This window comes from Streptomyces sp. NPDC059037 (assembly GCF_042740015.1).
In the GTDB taxonomy this organism is placed as follows: domain Bacteria; phylum Actinomycetota; class Actinomycetes; order Streptomycetales; family Streptomycetaceae; genus Streptomyces.
Map to the genome: position 1 here is coordinate 1 of NZ_JBHYIG010000091.1, position 23,675 is coordinate 23,675.

Sequence of the window (23,675 nt, forward strand, 5' to 3'; positions counted from 1 at the left end):
CTCCCCCTCCGCGCCACCGCGGCCGACCCCCGTGAGAGAAGGTCTACTGGGGCTTCGGGCTGCCCGCGTGCTCGTCCTTCGTGCCGATGGTGGGCTTCGGGCTGCCCGCGTGCTCGTCCAGCGTGGTGGCGGGCTCGCTGCCCGCGTGCTCGTCCTGCGGCTCGATGATGACGGGCTTGGGCTTCGTGGACTTCTCGTCGTTGCTCATTAAGGCGCTCCCCTGTGAGATGCGTTGGGCTGGAAGGCCCGCCCGGCGACTCCCCCGTGACCGCCGGGCGGGCGGTTCGGACCGATCACCATAGCGGTGTGGTCGCGGTGACCCGTCTGCCCCCCGACGCGACGGATCGACAAACACGAGAGTGCCTGGCCGCGATAAACGATTGATGAACGCTCGCGTGCCCCTCAGCCAGTGGACACTGGGGCCAGCAGTGACCGCACAGCCTCAGCTTCGGCCGAGTCCAACCGTTCGTAGATGGAGAGGGCTTCGCGCCAGCATGCTTCCGCTCGGACGGTCTGCCCGATCTCGTCGAGTGCCCTGCCGAGCACCGTCAGCATGTTTCCACGTGACCAGTCGCCGCCGATCCCTCTCAGTACAAGAGCCTGCTCGGCATGGGTGGCGGCCATGGTGGGCCGCTGTGCTGCCAAATGGGCTTCTGCGAGGCGGTAGTGGGCCATGCCTTCCCAGAGCGGCTGTCGACTCTCGTGGAATGTGTTGAGTGCGTCAGTGAGCTGCTCGAGAGCATCGGCAGGGCGGCCCGCTCGAGTCAGTGCGAGGCCAAGGGCGTACTTGCCGTTGGCCAGTCTCAGGGTGGCTCCGAGGCTGCCGTAGATGTGGACACCCCGGAGCGCGAGTTCGACGGCGTTCTCCGTCCGTCCCAGCTCCAGCTGCACGCGCGACAAATTGCACAGCGCGCTTGCCTCACCCGGCATGTTGTCATCGGCGCGGAACGCCTCGATCGCCTGCTGCAGGTGAGCTTGTGCAGCCTTGTAGCGGTGTTCATAGAGCGCGATGATGCCTCGCTGATTGGGCGTGCGGCTCATTGGCACCGGGTCCCCGGTGGACAGACCGATGGACAGGGCCAGCTTGGCTTCGGCGTCGGACTCGGCGAACTTGCCGGTGAGACTGCGTACATGAGCGAGGAAGGTGCGTGCGCGTCCCTCAGCGTACGGATCGTCGGCATCCTTGGCGGCGTTGCTGATGGAGGCAGCCGCCATCTCGTAACGGCGGGAGTTGGCGCCTGATTCAGCCAGGTCCATCGCAGCCATCAGCAGGTCCGCCGACCTCCGCAGCGTGGAGCCCTTGGCGGTTTGCTGCGCGCACGCGAGAAGACAATCTGCCTCCGCGAACAGCCAGTCCAGCGCCGCATCCCGGGTTCGGAAGGTGAGGCCGTCCTTCTCTGTCCGCTCCAGGTGATCCACGAGGCGATCTCCTGGCCTCTCCAGCGCGTACACCTCCGCCGCCGAAGCCAAGTAGAAGTCCAACAGCCGCGACATGGCCGCATCCCGCTCACTCGGCGGCAGCTCATCCCGCTCAGCGCAAGCACGCGCGTAGAGCCGTACCAGGTCGTGGTACCTGTACCGCCCCGGAGCCGCCGACTCCACCAGTGATGTGTCGACGAGGGCCTCCAGGAGGTCCTCCGTGTCCTCGAGGGGCAGGTCAAGCATCGCCGCAGCCGCCGCCAGGGACAGGTCAGGCCCATCCGCAAGCCCCAGCAGCCGGAACGCCCGCGCCTGCGCCGGCTCAAGTTGGCCGTAGCCCAGTTCGAACGTCGCCTTCACCGCCAGGTCGCCCGCCTGGAGTTCGTCCAACCTGCGGCGCTCGTCCGCCAGCTTGGCGGCGAGGGTGGAGACCGTCCAGGTGCGGCGGGCCGCCAGGCGAGACGCGGCGATGCGGATTGCCAGCGGCAGGAAGCCGCACGCCGCCACCACGTCCAGCGCGGCCTTCCGCTCCGACTGGACGCGTTCCTCGCCCACGATTCGGGTGAAGAGGAGCAAGGCCTCCTCCGGAGACATCACGTCCAGGTCCACCAGGTGCGCGCCCGCCAGATCCACCATCCGGATACGGCTCGTCACCAGCGCCGCGCAGCCCTCCATGCCCGGAAGCAGCGGTCTCACCTGGGCCGCGTCCCGCGCGTTGTCCAGGACCACCAGGACCCGGCGGCCGTCAAGGACCGAGCGGTACAGCGCCGAACGTTCCTCGAGTGAATCCGGAATCGCCGAGTCCGCAGTGCCCAGGGCCCGGAGGAAGGCGCCGAGGACCGTCTCCGGCTCCGCCGCCCGGGCGCCCGCCCCCTGCAGGTCCACGTACAGCTGGCCGTCCGGGAAGTGGGTTCGGGTTACGTGGGCCACGTGGACCGCAAGGGTCGTCTTGCCCACGCCTCCGATTCCCGCCAGCGCCGAGACCGCCATCACCCGGCCCTCTGCCGAGGAAAGGATCTCGCTCAACTCATCAACAAACGAAGCCCGCCCCGTGAAGTCCGGGACCGTCGCCGGGAGCTGCGCCGGGCGTACCACCGCCGCCGCCGGCTCCGGAGCCGCCGCCGACGGTTCCGCGAGGGCCGGGTCCGCCTGCAGGATGCGTTGCTGCAGTTCCTTCAGGCCGGGGCGCGGGTCCACCCCCAGCTCGTCGGCCAGCAGGCGGCGCGTGTCCGCGTACACCGCAAGCGCCTCCGCCTGGCGCCCGCTGCGGTACAGCGCCAGCATCAGCAGCTCGCGCAGCCGCTCCCGCAGGGGATGCGCCGCCGTCAGCGCCGTCAGTTCCGAGACCGACTCCGCGTGGCAGCCGACCTCCAGGTCCATGTCCAGGCGCGACTCCAGCAACTGAAGCCGCCACTCCTCCAGACGTGCGCGCTGCGTCTCCGCGTACGGGCCGGGGACATTCGCCAGAGGTTCGCCGTCCCACAGGCTCAGGGCCTTGTTCACCAGCGTGCGGGCCTGGCACAGGTCGCCCACGCCGCGTGCCTTCTCGGCCTCCGCCCACAGGTCCTCGGCGAGGGTGAGGTCGAGCGCGCCGTCGGCCACCACCACCGCGTAGCCGCCCGACTCGCTGACCAGGACGCCAGGCGGCAGCACCTTGCGCAGGCGGGATGCGTACGTGCGGACCGCCGCGAGGGCCTGGGACGGGGGCTCGTCGCCCCACAGGGCGTCGATCAGCTCCGATGCCGTGGCCGTGCGGCCGTCGCGCATGAGGAGGGCCGCGAGCAGGGCGCGCTGTTGCGGCGAGCCCATGGAGAGCTGCTCGGCGCCGAGCCACGCGCGTACAGGCCCGAGCACGCTGAACTGCGACGCCTGTTCGACCTCGGGGGTGCTCCCCGGGGCCGGACGCCGCTGCTCCGGTACTCGCGGTACACCGTCCATCGCTCCCCCTGCTGCCCTGCCGTGACCGGCCGTCGCCGTGCCTGGTTGTGCTCGCGGGGCTGCCCTACCCGCGTTTCCCGTCCGTCTATCCGTTCATGGCTCTTGCTCCCCGCCAGTTTGCCTTGTTCACGGCGGATACGTCAGCCGTGCGAGACGGCTCTCACAGGGTCCTCGCACTCCGGCCCGCGGAATCGTCGGCGTACAGAGAGCCCGCAAGGGAGCTGACGGGTCGTCAGATCAGCGCTACCGTGGTCGACATGGACACCACTGAGACCCTTCCGACGTTCCCGAGGATCATCTCGGTGGACGACCACACCGTTGAGCCCGCCCATGTCTGGCGGGACCGTCTCCCGGCGAAGTACCAGGACAGCGGGCCGCGCATCGTCCGTGCGCCCCTGAAGGAAATGACCTTCATGGGCGGCAAGTTCGCCCCGGTGATGGGGGCGAAGGGGGACGAAGGGCCCATCGGTGACTGGTGGGTCTATGAAGACCTGCATCGGCCGCTCACCCGGCTCGACACCGCCGTCGGGTATGACCGTGACGAGATCAAGCTTGAGGTGATTACGTACGAGCAGATGCGGCCGGGGTCGTTCAGCGTCCCGGACCGGCTCGCCGACATGGACGTCAATCACGTCCAGTCCGCCCTCTGTTTCCCCACGTTTCCCCGTTTCTGCGGGCAGACCTTCACCGAGGCCAAGGACCGCGAGCTCGGGCTGCTCGGCGTGCGCGCGTACAACGACTGGATGGTGGAGGAGTGGTGCGGGCCAGAGGCGCACGGCCGTCTGATTCCTCTCACCCTCATTCCGCTCTGGGACGCCGAGCTCGCCGCCGCCGAGGTGCGAAGGAACGCGGCGCGCGGCGTGCGTGCGGTCGCGTTCTCCGAGATACCGCCGCATCTGGGGCTGCCCTCCATCCACACCGACGAGTGGGACCCCTTCCTGCGGGCCTGCGACGAGACCGGCACCGTCATCGCCATGCACATCGGGTCGAGCAGCAAGATGCCGAGTACGTCGGCGGACGCGCCGCCGGCCGTGGGGTCGACCATCACCTTCGCCAACTGCTGTTTCTCGATGGTGGACTGGCTGATGAGCGGGAAGTTCGAGCGGTTTCCGAATCTCAAGATCATGTATGCGGAGGGGCAGATCGGGTGGATTCCGTACATCCTTGAGCGTGCGGATGTGGTGTGGGAGGAGAACCGGGGGTGGGGCGGGGTCGCCGACAAGGTGCACCGGCCGCCGTCCGAGCTGTTCACGGAGCATGTGTACGGGTGTTTCTTCGATGACGCCTTCGGGCTGAAGAACCTCGACTCGATCGGGGTTGGGAACGTCTTGTACGAGACCGACTATCCGCACTCCGACTCGACCTGGCCCAAGTCCCGGGAGGTGGGGGAGTCGCAGATGGGGCACCTCGCGCCGGACGTCGTCGACCGGATCGTGCGGGGCAACGCCATCGAGCTGCTCGGGCTGACGAGTGAGGGGTTGTGGGCCGCCGGGGTGTGATGCCGTGGGGGAGGGCCCGGCGTTCCCGTGGGGGGAGGCCGGGCCCTTCTTCTTGCCCCGATCGTCCCCCCATCCCGTGCCTGACGGTTCGCCCCCACCTCTTGCCTGACGGTCCGTCAGCTACGACGATGTGTGCGTCGTCGAATGTGACGTGCCGTCAGATCGAGATGGATGGGTGGGCTTCTCATGGCGCAGGGCTTTCCGCAAGGGCGACTCGTGTACGGGATGCAGCTCCCGATCCAGTCGCAGAGCGCTATGTACGCGGAGGCGTGGGAGGCGGACGCCACCACCGAGGATCTCGCCGAGATCGCCCGCGTCGCCGATCGCAGTGGCTTCGCCTATATCGCCAGTTGTGATCACGTGGCCATTCCGCGGCGGCTCGCGGAGGCCATGAGCACCATCTGGTACGACCCCGTGGCCACGCTCTCCTTCCTCGCCGGGATCACCGAGAACGTACGGCTGATGAGTCACGTCGCCGTCGTGGGCCTGAGGCATCCCCTCATCAGCGCCAAGCAGTACGCCACCCTCGACCGGCTCAGCGGCGGGCGGCTCGTCCTGGGGGTGGGGGCCGGGCACGTACAGGAGGAGTTCGATGCGGTCGGGGCCGACTTCGAGCGGCGCGGGCCCGTTCTCGACGAGACCATCGATGCCTTGAAGGCCGCCCTCGGCCCGGACGAGTATCCCGAACACCACGGTGAGTACTACGACTTCGATGGGCTCGGGCAGCAGCCGCGGCCCGTGCAGCCGCGCGTGCCGGTCTGGGTCGGCGGCTCGTCGCCCGCCGCCGTGCGCAGGGCCGCCGTGCGGGGCGACGGGTGGCTGCCGCAGGGCGACCCGCGCGACAAGCTGCCCGCGCAGATCGCCCGGCTCCGGCGGCTGCGGGAAGAGGCGGGGGTGCGGGAACCGGTCACGGTCGGGGCCATCGCCGAGCCGCTGTACGTGGGGGAGCCGGTCTGGTCCGTGGGGCGGCGCACGCTGAGCGGGAAGCCGGACGCCCTCGCGGATTCGCTGCGTGCGTACGGGGCGATGGGCGTCCAGCAGATACAGGTGCGGTTCCGCTCGCGCAGCCGCAGTGAACTGACCGATCAGATGGCGGCGTTCGCCGCCGAAGTCGCTCCGCACCTCAACTGAGAACCCGACCGAGGAGACTGGCATGGGCAAGCTGGACGGGCGCGTCGTCATCGTCACCGGCGCGGCACGCGGACAGGGTGAGCAGGAGGCCCGGCTCTTCGCCGCCGAGGGGGCGAAGGTCGTCATCGGGGACGTGCTCGACGGCCAAGGGGAGGCGCTCGCCAAGGAGTTGGGCGAGGAGTCGGCCCGGTACGTGCATCTCGACGTCAGTCAGGAGGCCGACTGGCAGTCCGCCGTGCGCGCCGCCAAGGACGCGTTCGGGAAGATCGACGGGCTCGTCAACAACGCCGGGATCCTGCGGTTCAACGAGCTGGTCAGCACGCCGCTGGAGGAATTCCAGCAGGTGATCCAGGTCAACCAGGTGGGCTGCTTCCTGGGTATCCGCACCGTCGCCCCCGAGATCGGGGCGGCCGGCGGCGGCACCATCGTGAACACCGCCTCGTACACGGCGATGACCGGCATGGCCTATGTCGGCGCGTACGCCGCGACCAAGCACGCCATCCTCGGGCTCACCCGCGTCGCGGCGATGGAGCTCGCGGGGCAGGGCATCCGCGTCAACGCCGTCTGCCCGGGGGCCGTCGACACCCCGATGACCAACCCGGCGCAGCTCGACCCCACCGCCGATCCGACCGAGGCGCGGGAGGCCGTCGCCGAGCTCTACAAGAAGCTCGTGCCGCTCGGGCGGATCGGGAAGCCCGAGGAGGTGGCCGCGCTCGCGCTCTTCCTCACCGGCGGGGACTCGGCGTACATCACCGGGCAGCCGTTCGTCATCGACGGCGGATGGCTGGCGGGGGTCAGCATTGTCTGACGATGCGTCAGTGCGGGGCGGTCGCGGGTATTGACGGTCCGTGCGACCGGTGGAACAGTCGACCCATCAAGATCTGACGGTGCGTCAGAAACTCCGTCGGAAACTCACGAGGATGGTGAACCTCCTTGGAATTCGGTCTCTTTGTACAGGGATACGTGCCCGCCAAGCGGGCCAAGGTCGACCCCGAAGCCGAGCACAAGGCGCTCATCGAGGAGACCGAGTACGTCATCCAGGCGGACAAGTCCGGGTTCAAGTACGCCTGGGCGTCCGAGCACCACTTCCTGGAGGAGTACTCGCACCTCTCCGCCAATGACGTCTTCCTCGGCTATCTCGCCCACGCGACCGACCGCATCCATCTGGGCTCCGGCATCTTCAACCCGCTGGCCCCGGTGAACCACCCGGTCAAGGTCGCCGAGAAGGTCGCCATGCTCGACCATCTCTCCGAAGGACGCTTCGAGTTCGGGTCGGGGCGCGGCGCCGGGTCGCACGAGATATTGGGCTTCATGCCGGGGATCACCGACATGAACCACACCAAGGAACTCTGGGAAGAGACCATCGCCGAGTTCCCCAAGATGTGGCTCCAGGACGAGTACGTCGGCTTCCAGGGCAAGCACTGGTCCCTGCCGCCGAGGAAGGTGCTTCCCAAGCCTTACGGGAAGTCCCACCCTGCCATGTGGTACGCCGCCGGGTCCCCCCCTTCGTATGCGATGGCAGGAGGGAAAGGGCTCGGGGTCCTGGGCTTCAGCGTGCAGAAGGTCTCCGACATGGAGTGGGTCCTCGAGTCGTACAAGACGGCCGTGAAGGACGCCGAGCCGGTCGGGGCCTTCGTCAACGACAACGTGATGGTGACGTCGACCGCGATCTGTGCGGAGACGCACAAGAAGGCGGTCGAGATCGCGGTGAGCGGGGGTCTCAACTACCTGCAGTCGCTGCTCTTCCGGTACCACGACACCTTCCCGCGGCCCGAGGGCATCCCGGAGTGGCCCGAGCTGCTTCCCGAGTACAGCGAGGAGATCATCGAGCTGCTCATCGCCGAGGAGCTGATGATCTGCGGCGACCCGGACGAGGTGCTCACGCAGTGCAAGCGGTGGGAGCAGGCGGGGGCCGATCAGCTCTCCTTCGGGCTGCCCATCGGGATCTCGCCGGAGGACACGAAGAACACGATCAAGCTGATCGGTGAGCATGTGATCCCGAAGATCGACACGGATCCTGTGCACCGCACCACGCGCATGCGGGGTGCCTCCGGCGGTTGAGCCGGCCCTTGTGACTGCCCCGGCCTTCCCTTCCCGGACGGAGGTCGGGGCGCCCTCTTTGATTTTTCCCGCCCACCCGATTGCCCCGAAGGGGGACTCGTACCGTCATGCTTGATCACCTCATCAAGGGCGCGACCGTCGTCGACGGGACCGGAGCCCCCGCACGCGTCGCCGACGTAGGCATCCGGGGCGGGCGCATAGCCGTCATCGCCGAACCCGGCACCGTCACCGAGTCGGCCGCGTCCAGCGAAGACGCCCGCGGCCGCGTCCTGGCCCCCGGATTCGTAGACCCCCACACGCACTACGACGCCCAGCTCTTCTGGGACCCGTACGCCACCCCCTCCCTCAACCACGGCGTCACCACCGTCGCCGGCGGCAACTGCGGCTTCACGCTTGCCCCGTTGAACCCGGCACGGCCCGAAGACGCCGACTACACACGACGGATGATGTCCAAGGTCGAGGGCATGTCGCTCGTCGCGCTCGAAGAGGGCGCGCCCTGGTCGTGGAGCTCGTTCGGGGAGTATCTCGACGCCCTGGAGGGGCGCGTCGCCGTCAACGCGGGCTTCATGGTGGGGCACTGCGCACTGCGCCGGTACGTCATGGGCGCGGACGCGGTCGGCGGTCAGCCGAACCCCGCGCAGCTGGAGGAGATGCTGAGCCTCTTCCACGACGCCATGGACGCCGGCGCCTGGGGGCTCTCCACCACCCAGTCCTCCACCCACTCGGACGGCGACGGGCAGCCGGTGGCGTCCCGGCACGCGACCCCCGATGAGCTGCTCGCGCTCAGCCGGGCCGTCGCCGAGCACGAGGGCACGCAGCTCGAAGCCATCGTCGCGGGGTGTCTGGATCAGTTCAGTGATGATGAGATCGACCTGTTCGTCGACATGAGCGCGGCCGCCGGGCGGCCGCTCAACTGGAACGTCCTCACCATCGACTCCGCCGTGCCCGAGCGCGTGCCGCGCCAGCTGATCCCCAGCGAGCGCGCCCGCAAGGCGGGCGGCCGCATCGTCGCCCTCACCATGCCGATCCTCACCCCCATGAACATGTCCCTCGGCACCTTCTGCGCCCTGAATCTGATCCCCGGATGGGGAGACGTCCTCGGCCTGCCCGTCCCCGAGCGCATCGCCAGGCTGCGCGACCCGGATGTCAGGGCCGAGATGCTGCGGCGCGCCGACAGCAAGGAGGCCGGGGTCTTCCGGCGGCTCGCGCACTTCGACCGGTACGTCATCGGAGACACGTACTCGAAGGAGAACGAAGGGCTGACGGGGCGGGTCGTCCGCGACATCGCCGCCGAGCGCGGGCAGGAGGCCTTCGAGTGTCTCGTCGAGATCTGCGCCAACGACGAGCTGCGTACGGTCCTGTGGCCCATGCCCTCCGACAACGACCCCGAATCGTGGGCCCTGCGCCAGGAGGCCTGGCAGCACGAGGACGTCATGCTGGGCGGCTCCGACGCGGGCGCGCACCTGGACCGGATGTGCGGCGCCCCGTACACGACGCGGTTCATCGGGGACTGTCTGCGGGGGCGGAAACTGGTCGGCCTCGAAGAAGCGGTGAAGATGCTCACCGACGATCCCGCCCAGCTCTTCGGGCTGCGGGACCGCGGGCGCATCCAGGAGGGCTTCCACGCCGACCTCGTCCTCTTCGACCCCGAGCGCATCGACGCGGGCAAGGCGACCCTGGTGCACGACCTGCCGGGGGACAGTCCGCGCCTCGACTCGAAGGCGATCGGCATCAACGCGGTGTGGGTCAACGGCGTCGAGACCATCCGTGAGGACCAGGTGACGGGCGCGACCCCCGGCACGGTGCTCCGGTCGGGCCGGGACACCAGGACGGTGAGCACCAAGTGACGGACTCCGAACTCCCCGGCGAGCAGCGGCTGTTCATCGGCGGCGAGTGGACAGAGCCCGGCGGCGGTCACTACGAGGTCGTCAATCCGGCCACCGAAGACGTCGTGGGCCTGGCCCCCGAGGCGAGCCGCGCGCAGGTGCACCAGGCGGCGACCGCCGCCCGGGAGGCCTTCGCCACGTGGTCGCGCACGACACCCGAGGAGCGGGCCACGGTCCTCGACCGGGCCGCGGCGATCATGCAGCGCGATTTCGCGTCGTACGCCGAACTCGCCCAGGCCGAGAGCGGCGCGACGACCGGGACGGCGCGCGGGATGCAGGTCGCGGTGTCGGTGGCGCGCTTCAAGCGGTACGCGAAGGGGGCCATGGAGCCGGTCGAGACGGCTCTGCCTCCGCAGATCAGTGAAGCCGGGCCGATGGGCAGGGCCGGCGTCCTCGGGGCGCTCGCCGTGCGCCAGCCGGTGGGCGTCGTCACCTGCATCACCTCGTACAACAACCCCTGGGCCAATCCCGCGGGCAAGGTCGCGCCCGCCCTGGCCATGGGCAACACGGTCGTGGTGAAGCCCGCGCCGCAGGACCCGCTTTCGGTGTACCGGATGGCGGCCGCGCTGGAGGAGGCGGGGGCGCCGGCGGGCGTGGTGAACGTGGTGTCGGGCGCGCGCCCGGAAGTGGGCGAGGCGGCCGTCGACTCGCCGGACGTCGACATGGTCAGCTTCACCGGCTCGACGTCGGTCGGGCAGCGCATCGCCGAGGTGTGCGGCCGCGACATGAAGCGGCAGCTGATGGAGCTGGGCGGCAAGGGCGCGGCGCTCGTCTTCGACGACGCGGACCTGGACGCGGCGGTGGCGGGGATCGGGACGACGTTCGCCTTCTACAGCGGACAGATCTGCACGGCCCCGACGCGAGTGATCGCGCACCGCGCGGTGTACGAAGCCCTCATCGAGAAGCTGACGGGATACATCGGCTACATGAAGGTCGGCGATCCGCGGGAGAAGGGCACGATCGTCGGCCCGGTGATCTCGTCCGCGCACCGGGACCGCATCGAGTCGTACGTGGAGCTTGGCCGCAAGGAGGGCGCGCGGGTGGTGGCGGGCGGCGAGCGCCCGGCGTTCGACCGCGGCTTCTATGTCGCGCCGACGCTGCTCGCGGACTGCACGAACGACATGCGGGTGGTGCGGGAGGAGATCTTCGGCCCGGTGGTCGTGGTGGTCCCCTTCGACGAGGAGGAAGAAGGCATCGCCCTCGCCAACGACAGCGACTACGGCCTCATCGACTACGTCTGGTCCGCGGACGTGGCCCGCGCCTTCCGGGTCGCGCGGCGGCTGCGGGCGGGCGGGGTCGGCGTGAACACCATCGGGCGGAACATGGAGGCGCCGTTCGGGGGGTTCAAGAAGAGCGGGGTGGGCCGGGACGTGGGGTCGTACGCGCTGCACGCGTACAGCGAGCTGCAGTCGATCGTCTGGCCGGGATGAGGGCCGAAACGGCGGAAAGCGGCCGTAAGTGTCCCGCAAAATATCCGTTATGTGAAGTGTGAGATGACGCTCGGGAAAATTTTGAAACGGGGCAAAACGGGCAGTGCTGCGGTTCCCGTATATCGGACGGCCCGAGATTTGCCTGGCAATGACCGACCGGTTCGGTTGAGAGGTCAATCAATCGATGGCGCCTGACCGATTCATCCATCGATTGGAAGTCGAAAGATCCGGACCTCACCCCTCCGGATATGGAAACCGCAGGACTTAACGTCCTGTTCATGAGCCAGTTGGACGTACGGCCCCAGGCCGGAGACACGGTAAGCGGCGCCCCCGACGGGGGCGTACGCGCCAAAGGCCTCGGCGGGAACTCCGTGGGCCTCATGGGCAGCGCCGTCATCGGCATCTCGACCGTCGCCCCCGTCTACTGCCTGACCTCGACCCTCGGCTCCACGGCCGGCGAGGTCGGTCTGGCCATGCCCGCGGTCTTCCTCGCGGGCTTCCTGCCGATGCTCCTGGTGGCCTTCGCCTACCGCGAGCTCAACAAGGCCATGCCCGACTGCGGCACGTCCTTCACCTGGACCGTCAAGGCCTTCGGCCCGCGGATCGGCTGGATGTGCGGCTGGGGCCTGGTCATCGCGACGATCATCGTCCTCTCGAACCTGGCAGGCGTCGCGACCTCGTACTTCTGGCTCCTGGCCGGGGAAATCACCAGCAGCGACTCCGTCGCCGCCCTGGACGACAACAAGGCCGTCCACATCCTCACGTGCCTCGCCCTGATCGCGGCGGCGACCGCCATCAGCTATCGGGGGATGACGGCTACGAAGGGGGTGCAGTACGCGCTGGTCGGCCTGCAGCTGGTCGTACTCGCGATCTTCGTGGTGATGGCGTTCCAGAAGGCGGGCAGCGCAGAGTTCCCCCTGTCGCAGGACTTCTCCTGGTCGTGGCTGAACCCGTTCGCGGTGAAGTCGTTCTCCTCCTTCACCGCGGGCCTCTCGCTCGCGATCTTCATCTACTGGGGCTGGGACGCCTGCCTGGCCGCCAACGAGGAGACGACCGGCAGCGACAAGACCCCCGGCCGCGCCGCGCTCATCGCGATGGTCGTGCTCGTGGGCTCCTACCTCGCGACGGCTGTCGCCGCGCAGATGGTGGTCGGCTCGGGCACCAAGGGCCTCGGCCTCGCCAACCCCGACACCTCCGACAACGTCTTCGCCGTACTGGCGGGCCCGGTGATGGGGCCGACCCTCGGCATCCTGCTCTTCGTCGCGGTCCTCGCGTCGGCGGCGGCGAGCCTGCAGACCACGTTCATCCCGGTGGCACGCACGGTCCTGGCGATGTCCGCGTACGAGGCGCTCCCGAAGTCGTACGCACGCGTCCACCCGCGCTTCAAGACCCCTGGCCGCGCGACGGTCATGGCGGGCATCGCGACGGCGGTCTTCTACACGGTCATGACGCTGGTCTCCGAGCACGTCCTGGTCGACACGATCTACGCCCTCGGCCTCATGATCTGCTTCTACTACGCGCTGACGGCCTTCGCCTGCGTGTGGTACTTCCGCCGCGACCTCTTCGGCTCCGTACGGGACTTCGTCTTCAAGGGCCTGCTCCCGACCCTCGGCGGCATCCTCCTGACCGGCGTCTTCGCCAAGACCCTGATCGACATGTGGAACCCGGAGTACGGCAGCGGCTCCTCGGTCTTCGGCGTCGGCTCGGTCTTCGTGATCGGGGTGGGCCTGCTGCTCCTCGGCGTGGTGATCATGCTGGTGATGGGCCGCAAGAGCCCGGCGTTCTTCCGGGGCGAGGTACTGAAGCGCGACACCCCGACGCTGGTCGTCGCGGACTGACCGGAGGTGGAGCGGCGGGCTCGTGCCGCTTCGAGGGGCACTAAGCGTCCAGGGCGAGGAACTGGCGAGCGCCGCGCAACGTGGTGCTCAGCCTGTGCTGGGTGGCCCGGCTGTTGAGGCGGACGTCGAGCGCCCCGGGAAGGGCGCTATTGACCCGTAGTCCCGCAGGCAGCCGGGAGGTGTCGAGCCCGTCGCGCTTGGCGATGAGGATTCCGAGTTCGTGACGGCTCACGGCGTCGGCTCCTGCCAGATGGTGAACGCCGTTCGCCTCTCCGGATGCGAGTTCCAGCAGGGCGGCCGGCCTTGGGGACCAACGGAACAGCCAGTATCGGTGAGAACGATCATGGTCACGTCGCTGTGATCCGCTAGCACAAGCGATCTGTTCTGTGCGGGTGTTCGGGCAAAAGATCCACGGTCGCGTGTGCCGGGTGGTTACGTCCGCTGCATGCCGGTGGAATTCTTAACTGACGAGCAAGCTGAGGCGTACGGGAAGTTCGCCGAGGAGCCGACGAAGCCCGAGCTGGAACGCTTCTTCTTCCTGGACGATGTGGACCGGGATCTGATCGCGCTGCGGCGTACGCAGCATCATCAGCTTGGGTTCGCGCTTCAGATGTGCACAGTGCGCTATGTGGGGCTGTTCCTGGGCGAGGATCCGCTGGACGTGCCGTGGCCGGTGGTGGAGCACCTGGCCGAGCAGCTGGGGATCGAGGACGCCTCGTGCGTGAAGCGGTACACCGACCGGCGTCAGACGGTGTACGACCACGCGTGGGAGATCCGGGACGCGTACGGCTACCACCTGTACGAGGACCACGAGTGGGGCCGAAAGTTCAGGGCGTTCCTGCACGGTCGGGCGTGGACGGCGCACTCGGAGGGGCCGAAGGCGCTGTTCGATCATTCGGTGGGCTGGCTGCGGAAGAACCGGGTGCTGCTGCCCGGGGTGTCGGTGCTGGCCCGGCAGGTCGCCGAGGTCCGCGGCATGGCGGAGGACCGGTTGCATGCGGTGGTCGCCAAGGAGGTGAGGCGGGCGAATGCGGCCCTGCCCGGGGATCTGGTGGCCACGCTGAAGACGCCGGAGGGCAAGCGGTACTCGGAGCTGGAGCGGATGCGTCGGCCGCCGACACGGACCACGGGCACCGCGATGAAGAACGCGTTGCAGCGGGTCGATGACATCGCCGCCTTCCAGCTGGGGCGGGTGAAGCTCGACAAGATCCCGCCGAACCGGCTCTCCGCGCTGGCCCGGTACGGGCTGGGCACCAAGGCACCGAAACTGGAGCGGACCCCGGAGCCGAAGCGCACGGCGATGCTGGCCGCGGTGATGCGGCACCTGGAGGCGAAGGCGATCGACGACGCCCTCGATCTCTTCGAGATCCTGATGGCAACGAGGCTGATCAGCACGGCGAAGCGGTCCACGGACAAACAGCGCCTGTCGACGCTGCCGCAGCTGGAGAAGGCGTCGAGGATCGTGGCCAGGGCGGCGAGGGTGTTCATCGGCGAGCTGGAGCTCATCGAGCAGACCGGCGCGGATGTGGACGTGGCTGCGTTGTGGCGGGCGATTGAGGAGGTCGCGCCGCGGGCGGCGGTGTCCAGCGCGGCGAGCGTGGTGGTGAGCCTGGTGCCGGAGGACGACGACACGGCCGAGACGGCGCTGCGCGGGGCGCTGGCGCTGCGCTACAACACCGTCAAGCCGTTCCTGACGCTGCTGGGCGACTCGAAGGCGCTGGACGCGGCGACCGGCGGCAAGCGCATCCTGACCGGGGTGAAGAGGCTGCCCGCCCTGTCGCGCCGCAGGGTGGAGGAGAAGCCGCTGCTGCCGCGGGAGGTCGACGACAAGCTGGTGCCGCCGCACTGGCGCAAGGCGGTGTACGCGAACGCCGAGCTGCCCCAGGGGGCGGTGGACCGCGACGCGTACGTGGTGTGCGTGCTGGAGCAGCTCTTCCGTGCGCTCAAGCGCCGCGACATCTTCGCCAAGCCCTCGCACCGCTGGTCCGACCCGCGCGCCCGCCTCTTGCAGGGCAAGGGCTGGGAGGCGGTGCGCGAGGACGTCCTGGCGGGGCTGAGCCTGACTGACGACGCCGAGCAGCACCTGGGCGAGCTGATCGCCGTGCTGGACGCGACGTGGAAGCAGATGTCCGAGCGCCTGGAGGAGGCCGGCACGGACGCGAAGATCAGCATCGAGGTGCAGCCCAACGGGCGGGCGAAGTTGAATGTGGAGAAGCTCCACGCGCTGGGTGAGCCGAAGTCGCTGAAGTGGCTGCGTGAGCGGGTCGAGAAGATGCTCCCGAAGATCGACCTGCCGGACCTGCTGTTCGAGGTGCACTCCTGGACGGGGTTCCTGGACACCTTCGTGCACCTGGGCGACGGCAAGACCCGCATGAACGACCTCACCACCTCGATGGTCGCACTGCTGGTGAGCGAGGCGTGCAACATCGGCATGACCCCGGTCGTCAACCCGAACTACGAGGCCCTCACCCGCTCCCGCCTCGTCCACGTCGACCAGTACTACCTGCGCGAGGACACCATCAGGGCAGCGAACGCCGCCCTGATCGAGGCCCAGGCGAAGGTGCCGATCGTGAAGTTCTGGGGCCAGGGACTGCTCGCCTCCGTCGACGGCCTGCGCTTCGTCGTCCCCGTGCGCACCATCAACGCCGCCCCCAGCCCCAAGTACTTCGCGAAGAAGAAGGGCATCACCTGGCTCAACGCGATCAATGACCAGGTCATCGGCATCGGGCAGATGGTCGTCCCGGGTACCCCGCGCGACTCCCTGTTCATCCTGGACGCGCTGTTGAACCTGGACGGCGGGGTGAAGCCGGAGATGGTCGCCACCGACAACGCCTCCTACTCCGACATGGTCTTCGGCATCTTCAAGATGCTCGGCTACCGCTTCTCCCCGCGCTTCAAGGACCTTGAGGACCAGAGGTTCTGGAAGGCTCAGATGCCCGGCGCCGAGACGGCGGGCGGGTACGGGCCGCTGGAGGAGATCGCCCGCAACAAGGTCAACGTGAAGAAGGTGATCACGCACTGGCCGGATATGCTCCGCGTGGCCGGCTCCCTGGTCACCAACCAGGTGAGGGCGTATGACCTGCTGCGGATGTTCGGCCGCGAGGGCCACCCCACCCCGCTGGGCGCCGCGTTCGCCGAGTACGGCCGGATCGCCAAGACCCTGCACCTGCTCGCGGTCGTCGACCCCATGGACGACACGTACCGCAGGCAGATGCACAAGCAGCTCACCGTCCAGGAGTCCCGCCACAAGCGCGCCCGCGACATCTGCCACGGCAAGAAGGGCACCATCCACCAGGCGTACCGGGACGGCATGGAGGACCAGCTCGGCGCGCTCGGCCTGGTCCTGAACGCCGTCGTGCTCTGGACGACGCGCTACATCGACGCCGCCGTCGCCCAGCTGCGGGCCGAGGGCCACGACATCAAGGACGAGGACGCCGCGCGGCTGTCCCCGCTCAAGCACAAGAACCTCAACTGCCTGGGCCGCTACAACTTCCGGGCCTCCACCCCGTCGGCCGGCGCGCTGCGGCCGCTGCGCGACCCGGACGCCCCCGACCTTGACGACGATGACGACGGAGCGGAGGACTGAAACCGTGGTGCGGGTCAGCCGGCGGGCACCAGCGCGGTGTCGTACTGGGCGACAGCCCAGGCCAGCGCGTGGCAGGAGTACACGAACCAGTAGTCGTACTCCTGCCAGCCCCAGTCGCTGGTGTCGAAGGTGAAGGCGTCGAACTCGAAGCGGGCCAGGGCGACCTTGGCACCGGCCTCGGTCTCCAGGTCGGTGCCGCTGTACATCGAGAACAGCTCGTCCTCGACCTCCTGGAGGAGGCCCGGGTGCTGGCCTTCGGCCTTCTCAGGGTCTGACGAGATACGGGTCAAAGAGGCAACGGGGATGATCTCGAACGACTGGCGGGCCTACTGAGGCGCCAAGATCGCCGCGGCCAGCGCGACCGGCCTGGCCGGGGAATCCTGGTTCAGGAGGCCGGCGGCGTCCACCGGACGGCGGTCCAGGTCTGGCCGGAGCCCTTCGCGATCTCCTGCTTGGCCATACCCACCAGCGAGCCGCCGTTGTCGGTCCAGTAGGTCAGCTCCGGCTCCTCGCACCGGTGGTCCGCGCTGTAGATGTAGGTGCCGTCGTACACCCACCAGTAGCTGTTGTCGTAGCGCTCTGCGCCGGTGCCTCGGAGGTATGTGGGCCCCCGCATGCTGGACCCGTCCGGCAGGCGCACCCCTTCCTTCGCGACCGCGTCCAGGTAGGCCTTGACCGCGGCAGTTGCGTCCTCCCCCAGCCGGGGGTTGTCCTCGTCGTGCAACGCGCACAGCACGTTCCACGTTTTTGCGAAGTCTTCCGCGGAAAGATCCTTCTTCAGAGTGTTCCGCGGGTCACTGGTGATGATCTCGTGGGCGGACTGCACCAGCGGGTCAAGCTTCTTCTTGAGATCCGCTGACATGTCCGTCAGCAGCTCCAGGCGCTTCATCATGGTCTGCGCGACGTCCGCGGTATCTCTGTCGGGTTTCCCCATCCACACGCAGTAGTCGCCGATGTTCTGGTACTCGCTGACCGGGTAGCTGACGATCTTGCCCCCGTCCTTGTTGCCCGTGAACCGCCACGCGGTCCCGACCGTGCCGTCCGCCGCCCCCAGCCCCAGACCTGGCTTGGCGCTCACGTACACAGGGTTGCTCTTGCCGCTCCAGTCATCCAGATGGTCGGTCCCGTCCTTGAGGTCTCTCTGCCCCACCTGCCTGGTCGCCCCGAGCCAGGTGCGGACGGCGCGGCCGGTGTCGTCGTTGACGATCGTGAAGATTCCCCCGGGAAAAGTTGTCATGCCGTCAGCATCCCCGCCCGTGTACGGACAGGTACACGCCTTCCCTGCTCTCCACCCGAAGTTGTCCTGAATCGATCAGCTGTACCCATCTCCCCAGAAAGGGAGCACCACCGTGGCTTGTGCCGAAGACCCGTGCTACCGCCATCACCGAGAGCACGACGTATATGCCGCGGCGATCTCGGCGCCTCAGTAGGCCCGCCAGTCCTTCAAGATCATCCCGTTGCCTCTTTGGCCCGCGCCAGTGGACCCCTCGTTCGGTGGTAGCTAGCGAACATCAGACCACCGTACGGTGGTGCCGCAGGTGTCCGGCGGAGTCTCAACCGAAGTTGCCCGAGCCGCGGATCACGTCAGTCCGTAGTCGTGGTGACGCAGCGTCATTCTCATAATTGACCATCTGTGCGAGTTCTGCGAGAGCCCCCGGAGTGATCGCGTTTCCGCAGGTCGCGCTTCGCAGAAGTCCTCTCAGAACTCAGGCGTTCTGCGAGACACCTTCTGCGACACTGATCGTGTGGATCTGACGCCCGATCAAGCCGCAGACGCGGTAGAACGCAACGACTGCCCGAAGTGCGAAGTGCCCGCCGGGAGCGCGTGCCGCACCCGCGGCGGGAAGACCGCGACGAAGTACCACACCCCGCGCTTCGTCCTCATCGCCGCGCTGCGCGAGGAACTTGACGTGCCCGTCCCCGCCGACCGCTCGCCCGGCCGCCCCTGGAAGCAGGGGCCCGCGCCCGCCGCAGTGCCCGCGCAGCGCACCCAGAAGGCGATCCGTATCGGGTACGCCCGCACGTCGACGGCCCGCCAGGAGCTGGCGAGCCAGCTCGAAGCCCTCCACGCGGCCGACTGCCACAAGGTCTTCTCCGAGCAGATCAGCACCCGGATCAAGGTGCGGCCCGAGCTGGAGGCCGCGCTCAAGCTGGCCCACCAGTTCAAGGAGGCCGCCCCCGACACCCCGGTCATCTTCACTGTCCACGAACTCAAGCGCCTGGCGAGGAACGCCGCCGAGCTGATGACGCTGTCCGGCGAGCTCCAGGCCGGCGGCATCCAGCTCGAACTCCTCACCGGCCCGCTCACCGGGATCTACGACCCCAACGGCATGGGCGCCATGTTCTTCGCCGTGCTCGCCGTCGCCGGGCAGATCGAGCGCAACTACATCCGCGAGAAGACCCTCGAAGGCCAGGTCAGCGCGGCGAAGAAGGGCAACCACGGCGGACGGCCCAAGGTCATCGACGACGACATGCTCACCTTCGCCCTCGCACTCAAGGACAAGGGCGTCCCCGTCCCCGACATCGCGAAGAAGCTCACCATCAAGACCGGCAAGAACAAGGACAAGCACCCCTCCGTCGCCTCGCTCTACCGGGCGTTCGCCGAGGTCGAGCAGCCAGGGAGCGCGTGACCGCGCCCGCAGATGGCACCCGCCAGGGCCCTCTCACCGTTCAAGATCAATCTCACCGATACTGGCTGTTCCGTTGGTCCCCAAGGCCGGCGGCGGCCAGGTCGGATACGTGCACGGGACAGCGGATGTCGTCGGTGAACAGGACGCCGTCGCGCGTACCGCCCGCGAGGTCGTGCACCGCGCGTACATGCGCAGACTGCCGGTCGCCGATGATCAGCGATGTGCGAGCGATGACGGCTTCCGGGTATGCGAGGCGGACTCCTGTCTCCGCTGCGGCCTTCGCTGCGCCGTAGGGGGTGACAGGGTCGGGGAGGCAGCATTCGTCGTAGTGGACTCGGGCGCCGGAGAACACCGCGTCGCTGGATACATGGACCAGGCGGCAGCCGTACTTGGCCGCTGCCATCGCCAGGCGGACCGGTCCCTCGGCCGTGACCGCCCAGTCGGCTTTGCCGCTCGACGCGTTGATGACGATGCGCGGGCCGACCTCGGCCAAGACTGCTTCAGCGCGCGCGGGGTCCCGCAGGTCGAGGGCGTGCCACGTGACCTTCGGAATGCTGCTGGGCCTGGTCGCGAAGGTCGCGGCCGTCACGTGCCCGGCTGCTGCCGCCTGGCGGACCAGCTCGGCGCCCAGGAACCCACTACCACCGATGATCAGGATCGTCATGACGCGACACAGTAGGGGAGTCCTGTATTGCTCCAACTGACTTGCAATTGCTCAGACTTCGCCACCCAGGGCGTAGCTGTAGCCGTCGCCGCGTTGGAGCAGGCGGATGTGGCGGTGGTGGATGGCGGTCACCAGCTTGGTTGTGGTCCGGATGTTCATGTAGCCGTCGCTGCGTACGGCGAGGCGGCCCCTGTGGTGGCCGGCCTTCTTCCCCTTGGGGACCTGGGCAGTGACGAGGTCGCCGGTGGTGAAGCCGAAGTGGCGCTTGGTGCGTGGCCTTCGCTGCCGTGGGAAGCCGTAGGCGTCCGTCAGGGTGCGTTGGTAGATGCCGCGGCCGTGGCAGGTGATGATCAGTGGGCGTACCGGGTGGCGTACGACGTACGTCTCCTCGCTCAGTTCCCCCACGCAGAGCGCGTCCAGGGTGTGGGTTTTCGGCAGGCCGGACCGGGTCCGGTTGAATTTCGTGCGGCCGCCTGACCAGCCGGTGACGGGAGGGCCGAGCTCGGCAAGCCGGCTCCGCAGGCGCCACCGGGTGGTGTTCATGGCGGCGGCGTCGGTCAGGGGAGTGCGTGCCTGGCGTGCGATCTTCGCTGCTACCTCTGGGCGGTCGGCCAGGAAGTCGGCGACCGCTGTGGTGTTCTTGGCCCGGTTGCAGCGGCGGCAGGAGAGCGTGAGGTTGCTGATGCGGTCGGTTCCGCCCCGGGCGCTGGGCCGGATGTGCTCGACCTCCAGGGGTACGTCGGTCACGCCGCAGTAGGCGCAGGCTCGCTGCCATTTCTCCAGCAGGTACTCGCGCACTTCGGATCCCGCCAGGGTTCCCCGCTGGTAGTCGGTCCCCTCGAGCGGCCCGTCCGCACTGTTGGCGTGGACGTCGAAGGCGGCCTGCTCGATGTGGATCTCGGTGACCGGCGCCAGCCGCATCAGCCGGGCCACTTGAGAGACAGTGGTGTCCACTCGATGCGCAAGGGACGGCGGGAGCCAGCCGGGCGACCGGCTCCGGTTGTGGAAACGGGGCTTTCTGTGACGAAGGTTGGCGGTGCGCCGACGGTGCCGCAGGGTCGCGCGCCTGTGCATCTTGGCCCTGATCTGTGCGCCGCGATGTCGTAGCTCGACGGATGCGAGCCCGCGCCGCACTGTCGCGGGAGGGCCGCCGGGCCGGACCTCCTGCTTCTCGTCCGTGAGCGCGATTCCCGTGGCCTTGCTGCCGGGATCGATCCGGAGTTGTACGCCATCGACCTCGGACTCCGCGAGGGTGCGGTCGATGAGGCGGATGGTGAACGGGGCGAGGCGAGCGACGCGTGCTCGCCCGCGGTCCAGTAACGTCCGCGCCCGCGCTGGATGGCAGGGCATGAGTGCCTTCCCATGCCGATCGAGGACGAAGACTCGCTGCTCGCCGATGCCGGTGCCGCCGCTGGTGTGTGAGCGGCTGGTGAGGACCTCACGGTCCTCGATCACTCCCTGGCCGGATCTCCCGGCTGCAGGGTGACGCCTCCGGTGGCGGGTGCCGCCGCCGGAAGTCTCCCCTCGCCCTTGGACCGCACCAGTGCCTCGCGGGGAAACGAGGGGTCCATGGCCCGTTTCGGCCTCTCCCGAAGGGGTGTCTGCTGCCACGGATTCCAGGGCCCGCTGCTGAGGAAGCACAGCGGGGTGGGTCTGCTCACTCGTACGGAACGGAGTCGTCAAGTGCACCTCCCTGGATGACGACTGGGCTGGCCACCCTCAAGGCGGGAACTGCCTGTTGAGAGCCTTCGGCGTGAGCCGGGGAGCGGGTGGCGTTCTGGGGCTGGGACTTGCCACCGATGTTCCCCGGCCGGACCTCTGCACGAATGAGGAAGATGCTAATTGCCCCGAAGTGAAACGAATTGATCTAGTTTGCCTGAAGTGGACCCCACGGTGACGCCTTCAGGTTGGTGATGAAGCGGTCACGTAGGTGTACGCCCCAGGAAGATCGGGTTCGTGAAGGCGGCCAGTGGGCCCGGCAGGCCCGTCACCACCGGGGCGTGGCGGACCTCCGCGCGGACGTACGCCGCGTACGAGGCTGTCGTCTGCCACTGGGCCGTGCCTGTTCCCGATTCGGGGAGGGCCGGGGATGTGAAGAGGACGCCCTGGTCCGTCACGAAGCGGATCGTGCAGGCGGGGGCGCCCGTCACGTCGAGGCGGATCGTCACCGGGGCGTCGGGGTCTACGGGGAGGCGTTCGCCGATGCCTGCCTGTTTGCCCTTGCCGCCCGTCGCCGTGAACTTCAGCGATACGTTCTTGGACTCGGCCACGTAGCTGTGGCCCGCTCGGATGCCGGCCTGGATCGCCTCGCGGGTCAGGTTGTCGGCGAGGACGACCGTCTGCGGGGAGCCGACGGGGTCGGGGTCGCGGTGGGCGTCGCTGTTGCCCATGGCGGGGATCCATGGCTTGCGGCCGCGTACGGCCGCGACGAGGGTGCTGTCCCAGTCGGCCAGCGAGACCTCGTCGTCCGGGGTGTACGCGCCGTTCCACACCTCCACCGCGTCCGCCTCGCCGAAGCCGAACTTCCAGTTGCAGCCGACGCAGGTGGCGTGCGGGTGGGCGGGGACGACCAGGCCGCCCGCGTCGCGGATCTCGCGGGCGTACTTGCCGAAGCGGTTGTCGCGGGCCCGGTAGCGCCAGTCGATGAACGTGCCGGGGTCCGTGCCGAGGGCGACCACGTGGCCGTTGCGGGTCGTCACCTCCTCGCCCAGCATGACGAGGAGGTCGTCGCCCGCCTGGTCGGCCCAATGGGCGTGCGCCGAGTGCGTGTTGTGCTCGGAGGTGTTGATGAAGTCGAGGCCCGCGGCGCGGGCGAGTGCCGCGATCTCGGCCGGGGTGCGCCTGCCGTCGGAGTACCAGGAGTGGAGGTGGCAGTCGCCGCGGTACCAGGCGCGGCCCCGCCCCTTCGCGCGGTCCGGTGGGTAGAGGGGCTTCGGTGTCTTGCCCGGCTCCCCGTACTTGAGGGTGATCGTCACCTCGTAGGGCAGGCCTTGCGGGGCGACGGTGTAGGGGCCGAGCGCGATGTTCCAGGTGCCCGCCTTGACCGGTCCTGGGATGTAGCCGGGGGTCGCGTCGTCGGCGCGGATGAAGAACTCCGTGCGCGCGCCGCCCGACCAGCCGCGGAAGCCCTTGCCGCCGAGCGCGGTGCCGCGCTGGTCGAAGACGCCGATGTCGAGTGCGTTGTTCTGGGTGCCCGCCGGGACCGTCGCCTTCTCGTACTTGTACGCGACGTGGATCTCCCGTACGCCGTCCGGGACTTCGACCGGAAGGTAGACGAAGTCGGCCGACCCGGTGGGCAGCGTGCCGCGCACCACCTTGGTCTCGTCGTCACTTCCGGATGCACGCCCTGCGGCGCTCGCGAAGCTCACGCTGTTCAACGTAAGCGCGGCGGCGGCTCCCGTCACGAGGAGTCCGCGCCGGTTCAGGGGTGTGTCGGTGGCTCTGCTGCGGTGGTGTAGCTCGTCCTCGCACATGTGGCGGCTCCCCAGGGTGTCGGATGAGACTGCAGGGCAACCCTGGTATTCAGCCGTGAACTTCCCGGCAAGGGAAGGCAATTGACAGACTTACGGGTGGTGTCGGGCGTGCGTGCGGCA

General features: G+C 68.6%; 15 protein-coding genes and 2 pseudogenes. 9 read left to right on the plus strand and 8 right to left on the minus strand.

What is annotated here, in order from left to right; genetic code table 11:
- Positions 1 to 43: 43 nt before the first annotated feature.
- Entirely contained in the window at positions 44 to 208 is a 165-nt protein-coding gene (locus ACFWY6_RS20125) for a hypothetical protein (RefSeq protein WP_384692040.1), read from the minus strand.
- Between the two features lie 194 nt (positions 209 to 402).
- A complete protein-coding gene (locus ACFWY6_RS20130; protein WP_384692043.1) occupies positions 403 to 3,357 on the minus strand; it encodes a BTAD domain-containing putative transcriptional regulator in 2,955 nt (984 codons plus the stop codon).
- A gap of 257 nt (positions 3,358 to 3,614) precedes the next feature.
- Between ACFWY6_RS20130 and ACFWY6_RS20135 the strand changes: the two genes are divergently transcribed.
- From ACFWY6_RS20135 to ACFWY6_RS20165, 7 genes are all read left to right on the plus strand, one after another.
- Positions 3,615 to 4,856 carry an amidohydrolase family protein gene (locus tag ACFWY6_RS20135; RefSeq protein WP_384692046.1) on the plus strand — a complete coding sequence of 414 codons (1,242 nt, stop codon included), beginning with the start codon at positions 3,615 to 3,617 and terminating at the stop codon, positions 4,854 to 4,856.
- Between the two features lie 171 nt (positions 4,857 to 5,027).
- Positions 5,028 to 5,987, plus strand: coding sequence for an LLM class F420-dependent oxidoreductase (locus tag ACFWY6_RS20140; RefSeq protein WP_384692049.1), 960 nt, complete (start codon positions 5,028 to 5,030; stop codon positions 5,985 to 5,987).
- A 22-nt stretch (positions 5,988 to 6,009) separates the two neighbouring features.
- Positions 6,010 to 6,795: an SDR family NAD(P)-dependent oxidoreductase gene (locus ACFWY6_RS20145; RefSeq protein WP_384692052.1), complete on the plus strand. Its 786-nt coding sequence runs from the start codon at positions 6,010 to 6,012 to the stop codon at positions 6,793 to 6,795.
- A 125-nt stretch (positions 6,796 to 6,920) separates the two neighbouring features.
- A complete protein-coding gene (locus ACFWY6_RS20150) occupies positions 6,921 to 8,048 on the plus strand; it encodes an LLM class flavin-dependent oxidoreductase (protein ID WP_384692054.1) in 1,128 nt (375 codons plus the stop codon).
- A 107-nt stretch (positions 8,049 to 8,155) separates the two neighbouring features.
- A complete protein-coding gene (locus tag ACFWY6_RS20155) occupies positions 8,156 to 9,895 on the plus strand; it encodes an amidohydrolase family protein (RefSeq protein ID WP_384692057.1) in 1,740 nt (579 codons plus the stop codon).
- Positions 9,892 to 11,364, plus strand: a complete 1,473-nt coding sequence (locus tag ACFWY6_RS20160) for an aldehyde dehydrogenase family protein (RefSeq protein WP_384692060.1) — start codon at positions 9,892 to 9,894, stop codon at positions 11,362 to 11,364. Before ACFWY6_RS20155 ends, ACFWY6_RS20160 begins: the two co-directional genes overlap by 4 nt.
- Positions 11,365 to 11,642: 278 nt before the next feature.
- Positions 11,643 to 13,202 (plus strand): APC family permease, encoded by a 1,560-nt coding sequence (locus tag ACFWY6_RS20165; protein ID WP_384692063.1) that lies wholly within the window; start codon positions 11,643 to 11,645, stop codon positions 13,200 to 13,202.
- 40 nt (positions 13,203 to 13,242) lie between these two features.
- Here ACFWY6_RS20165 and ACFWY6_RS20170 read toward each other — a convergent pair.
- Positions 13,243 to 13,500, minus strand: a pseudogene (locus tag ACFWY6_RS20170) (dTDP-4-dehydrorhamnose reductase); the annotation flags it as partial.
- Between the two features lie 147 nt (positions 13,501 to 13,647).
- On the opposite strand from ACFWY6_RS20170, the gene ACFWY6_RS20175 reads away from it, so the two are divergent.
- A complete protein-coding gene (locus ACFWY6_RS20175; RefSeq protein WP_384692065.1) occupies positions 13,648 to 16,788 on the plus strand; it encodes a Tn3 family transposase in 3,141 nt (1,046 codons plus the stop codon).
- Between the two features lie 14 nt (positions 16,789 to 16,802).
- Here the strand turns inward: ACFWY6_RS20175 and ACFWY6_RS20180 are convergent, their stop codons facing one another.
- Positions 16,803 to 17,078, minus strand: a complete 276-nt coding sequence (locus ACFWY6_RS20180; protein WP_384692068.1) for a hypothetical protein — start codon at positions 17,076 to 17,078, stop codon at positions 16,803 to 16,805.
- Positions 17,079 to 17,173: 95 nt separating this feature from the next.
- Positions 17,174 to 18,025: a hypothetical protein gene (locus ACFWY6_RS20185; RefSeq protein WP_384692071.1), complete on the minus strand. Its 852-nt coding sequence runs from the start codon at positions 18,023 to 18,025 to the stop codon at positions 17,174 to 17,176.
- A gap of 508 nt (positions 18,026 to 18,533) precedes the next feature.
- On the opposite strand from ACFWY6_RS20185, the gene ACFWY6_RS20190 reads away from it, so the two are divergent.
- Entirely contained in the window at positions 18,534 to 19,418 is an 885-nt protein-coding gene (locus tag ACFWY6_RS20190; protein ID WP_384692074.1) for a recombinase family protein, read from the plus strand.
- Between the two features lie 88 nt (positions 19,419 to 19,506).
- On the opposite strand, the pseudogene ACFWY6_RS20195 reads toward ACFWY6_RS20190, so the two are convergent.
- The 3 genes and pseudogenes from ACFWY6_RS20195 to ACFWY6_RS20205 all read right to left on the minus strand — a co-directional run.
- Positions 19,507 to 20,082 (minus strand): annotated as a pseudogene (locus ACFWY6_RS20195) (SDR family oxidoreductase); the annotation flags it as partial.
- Positions 20,083 to 20,133: 51 nt separating this feature from the next.
- Positions 20,134 to 21,537, minus strand: a complete 1,404-nt coding sequence (gene iscB / locus ACFWY6_RS20200; protein ID WP_384692077.1) for an RNA-guided endonuclease IscB — start codon at positions 21,535 to 21,537, stop codon at positions 20,134 to 20,136.
- 467 nt (positions 21,538 to 22,004) lie between these two features.
- Positions 22,005 to 23,555: a CehA/McbA family metallohydrolase gene (locus tag ACFWY6_RS20205; protein WP_384692080.1), complete on the minus strand. Its 1,551-nt coding sequence runs from the start codon at positions 23,553 to 23,555 to the stop codon at positions 22,005 to 22,007.
- Positions 23,556 to 23,675 lie beyond the last annotated feature (120 nt).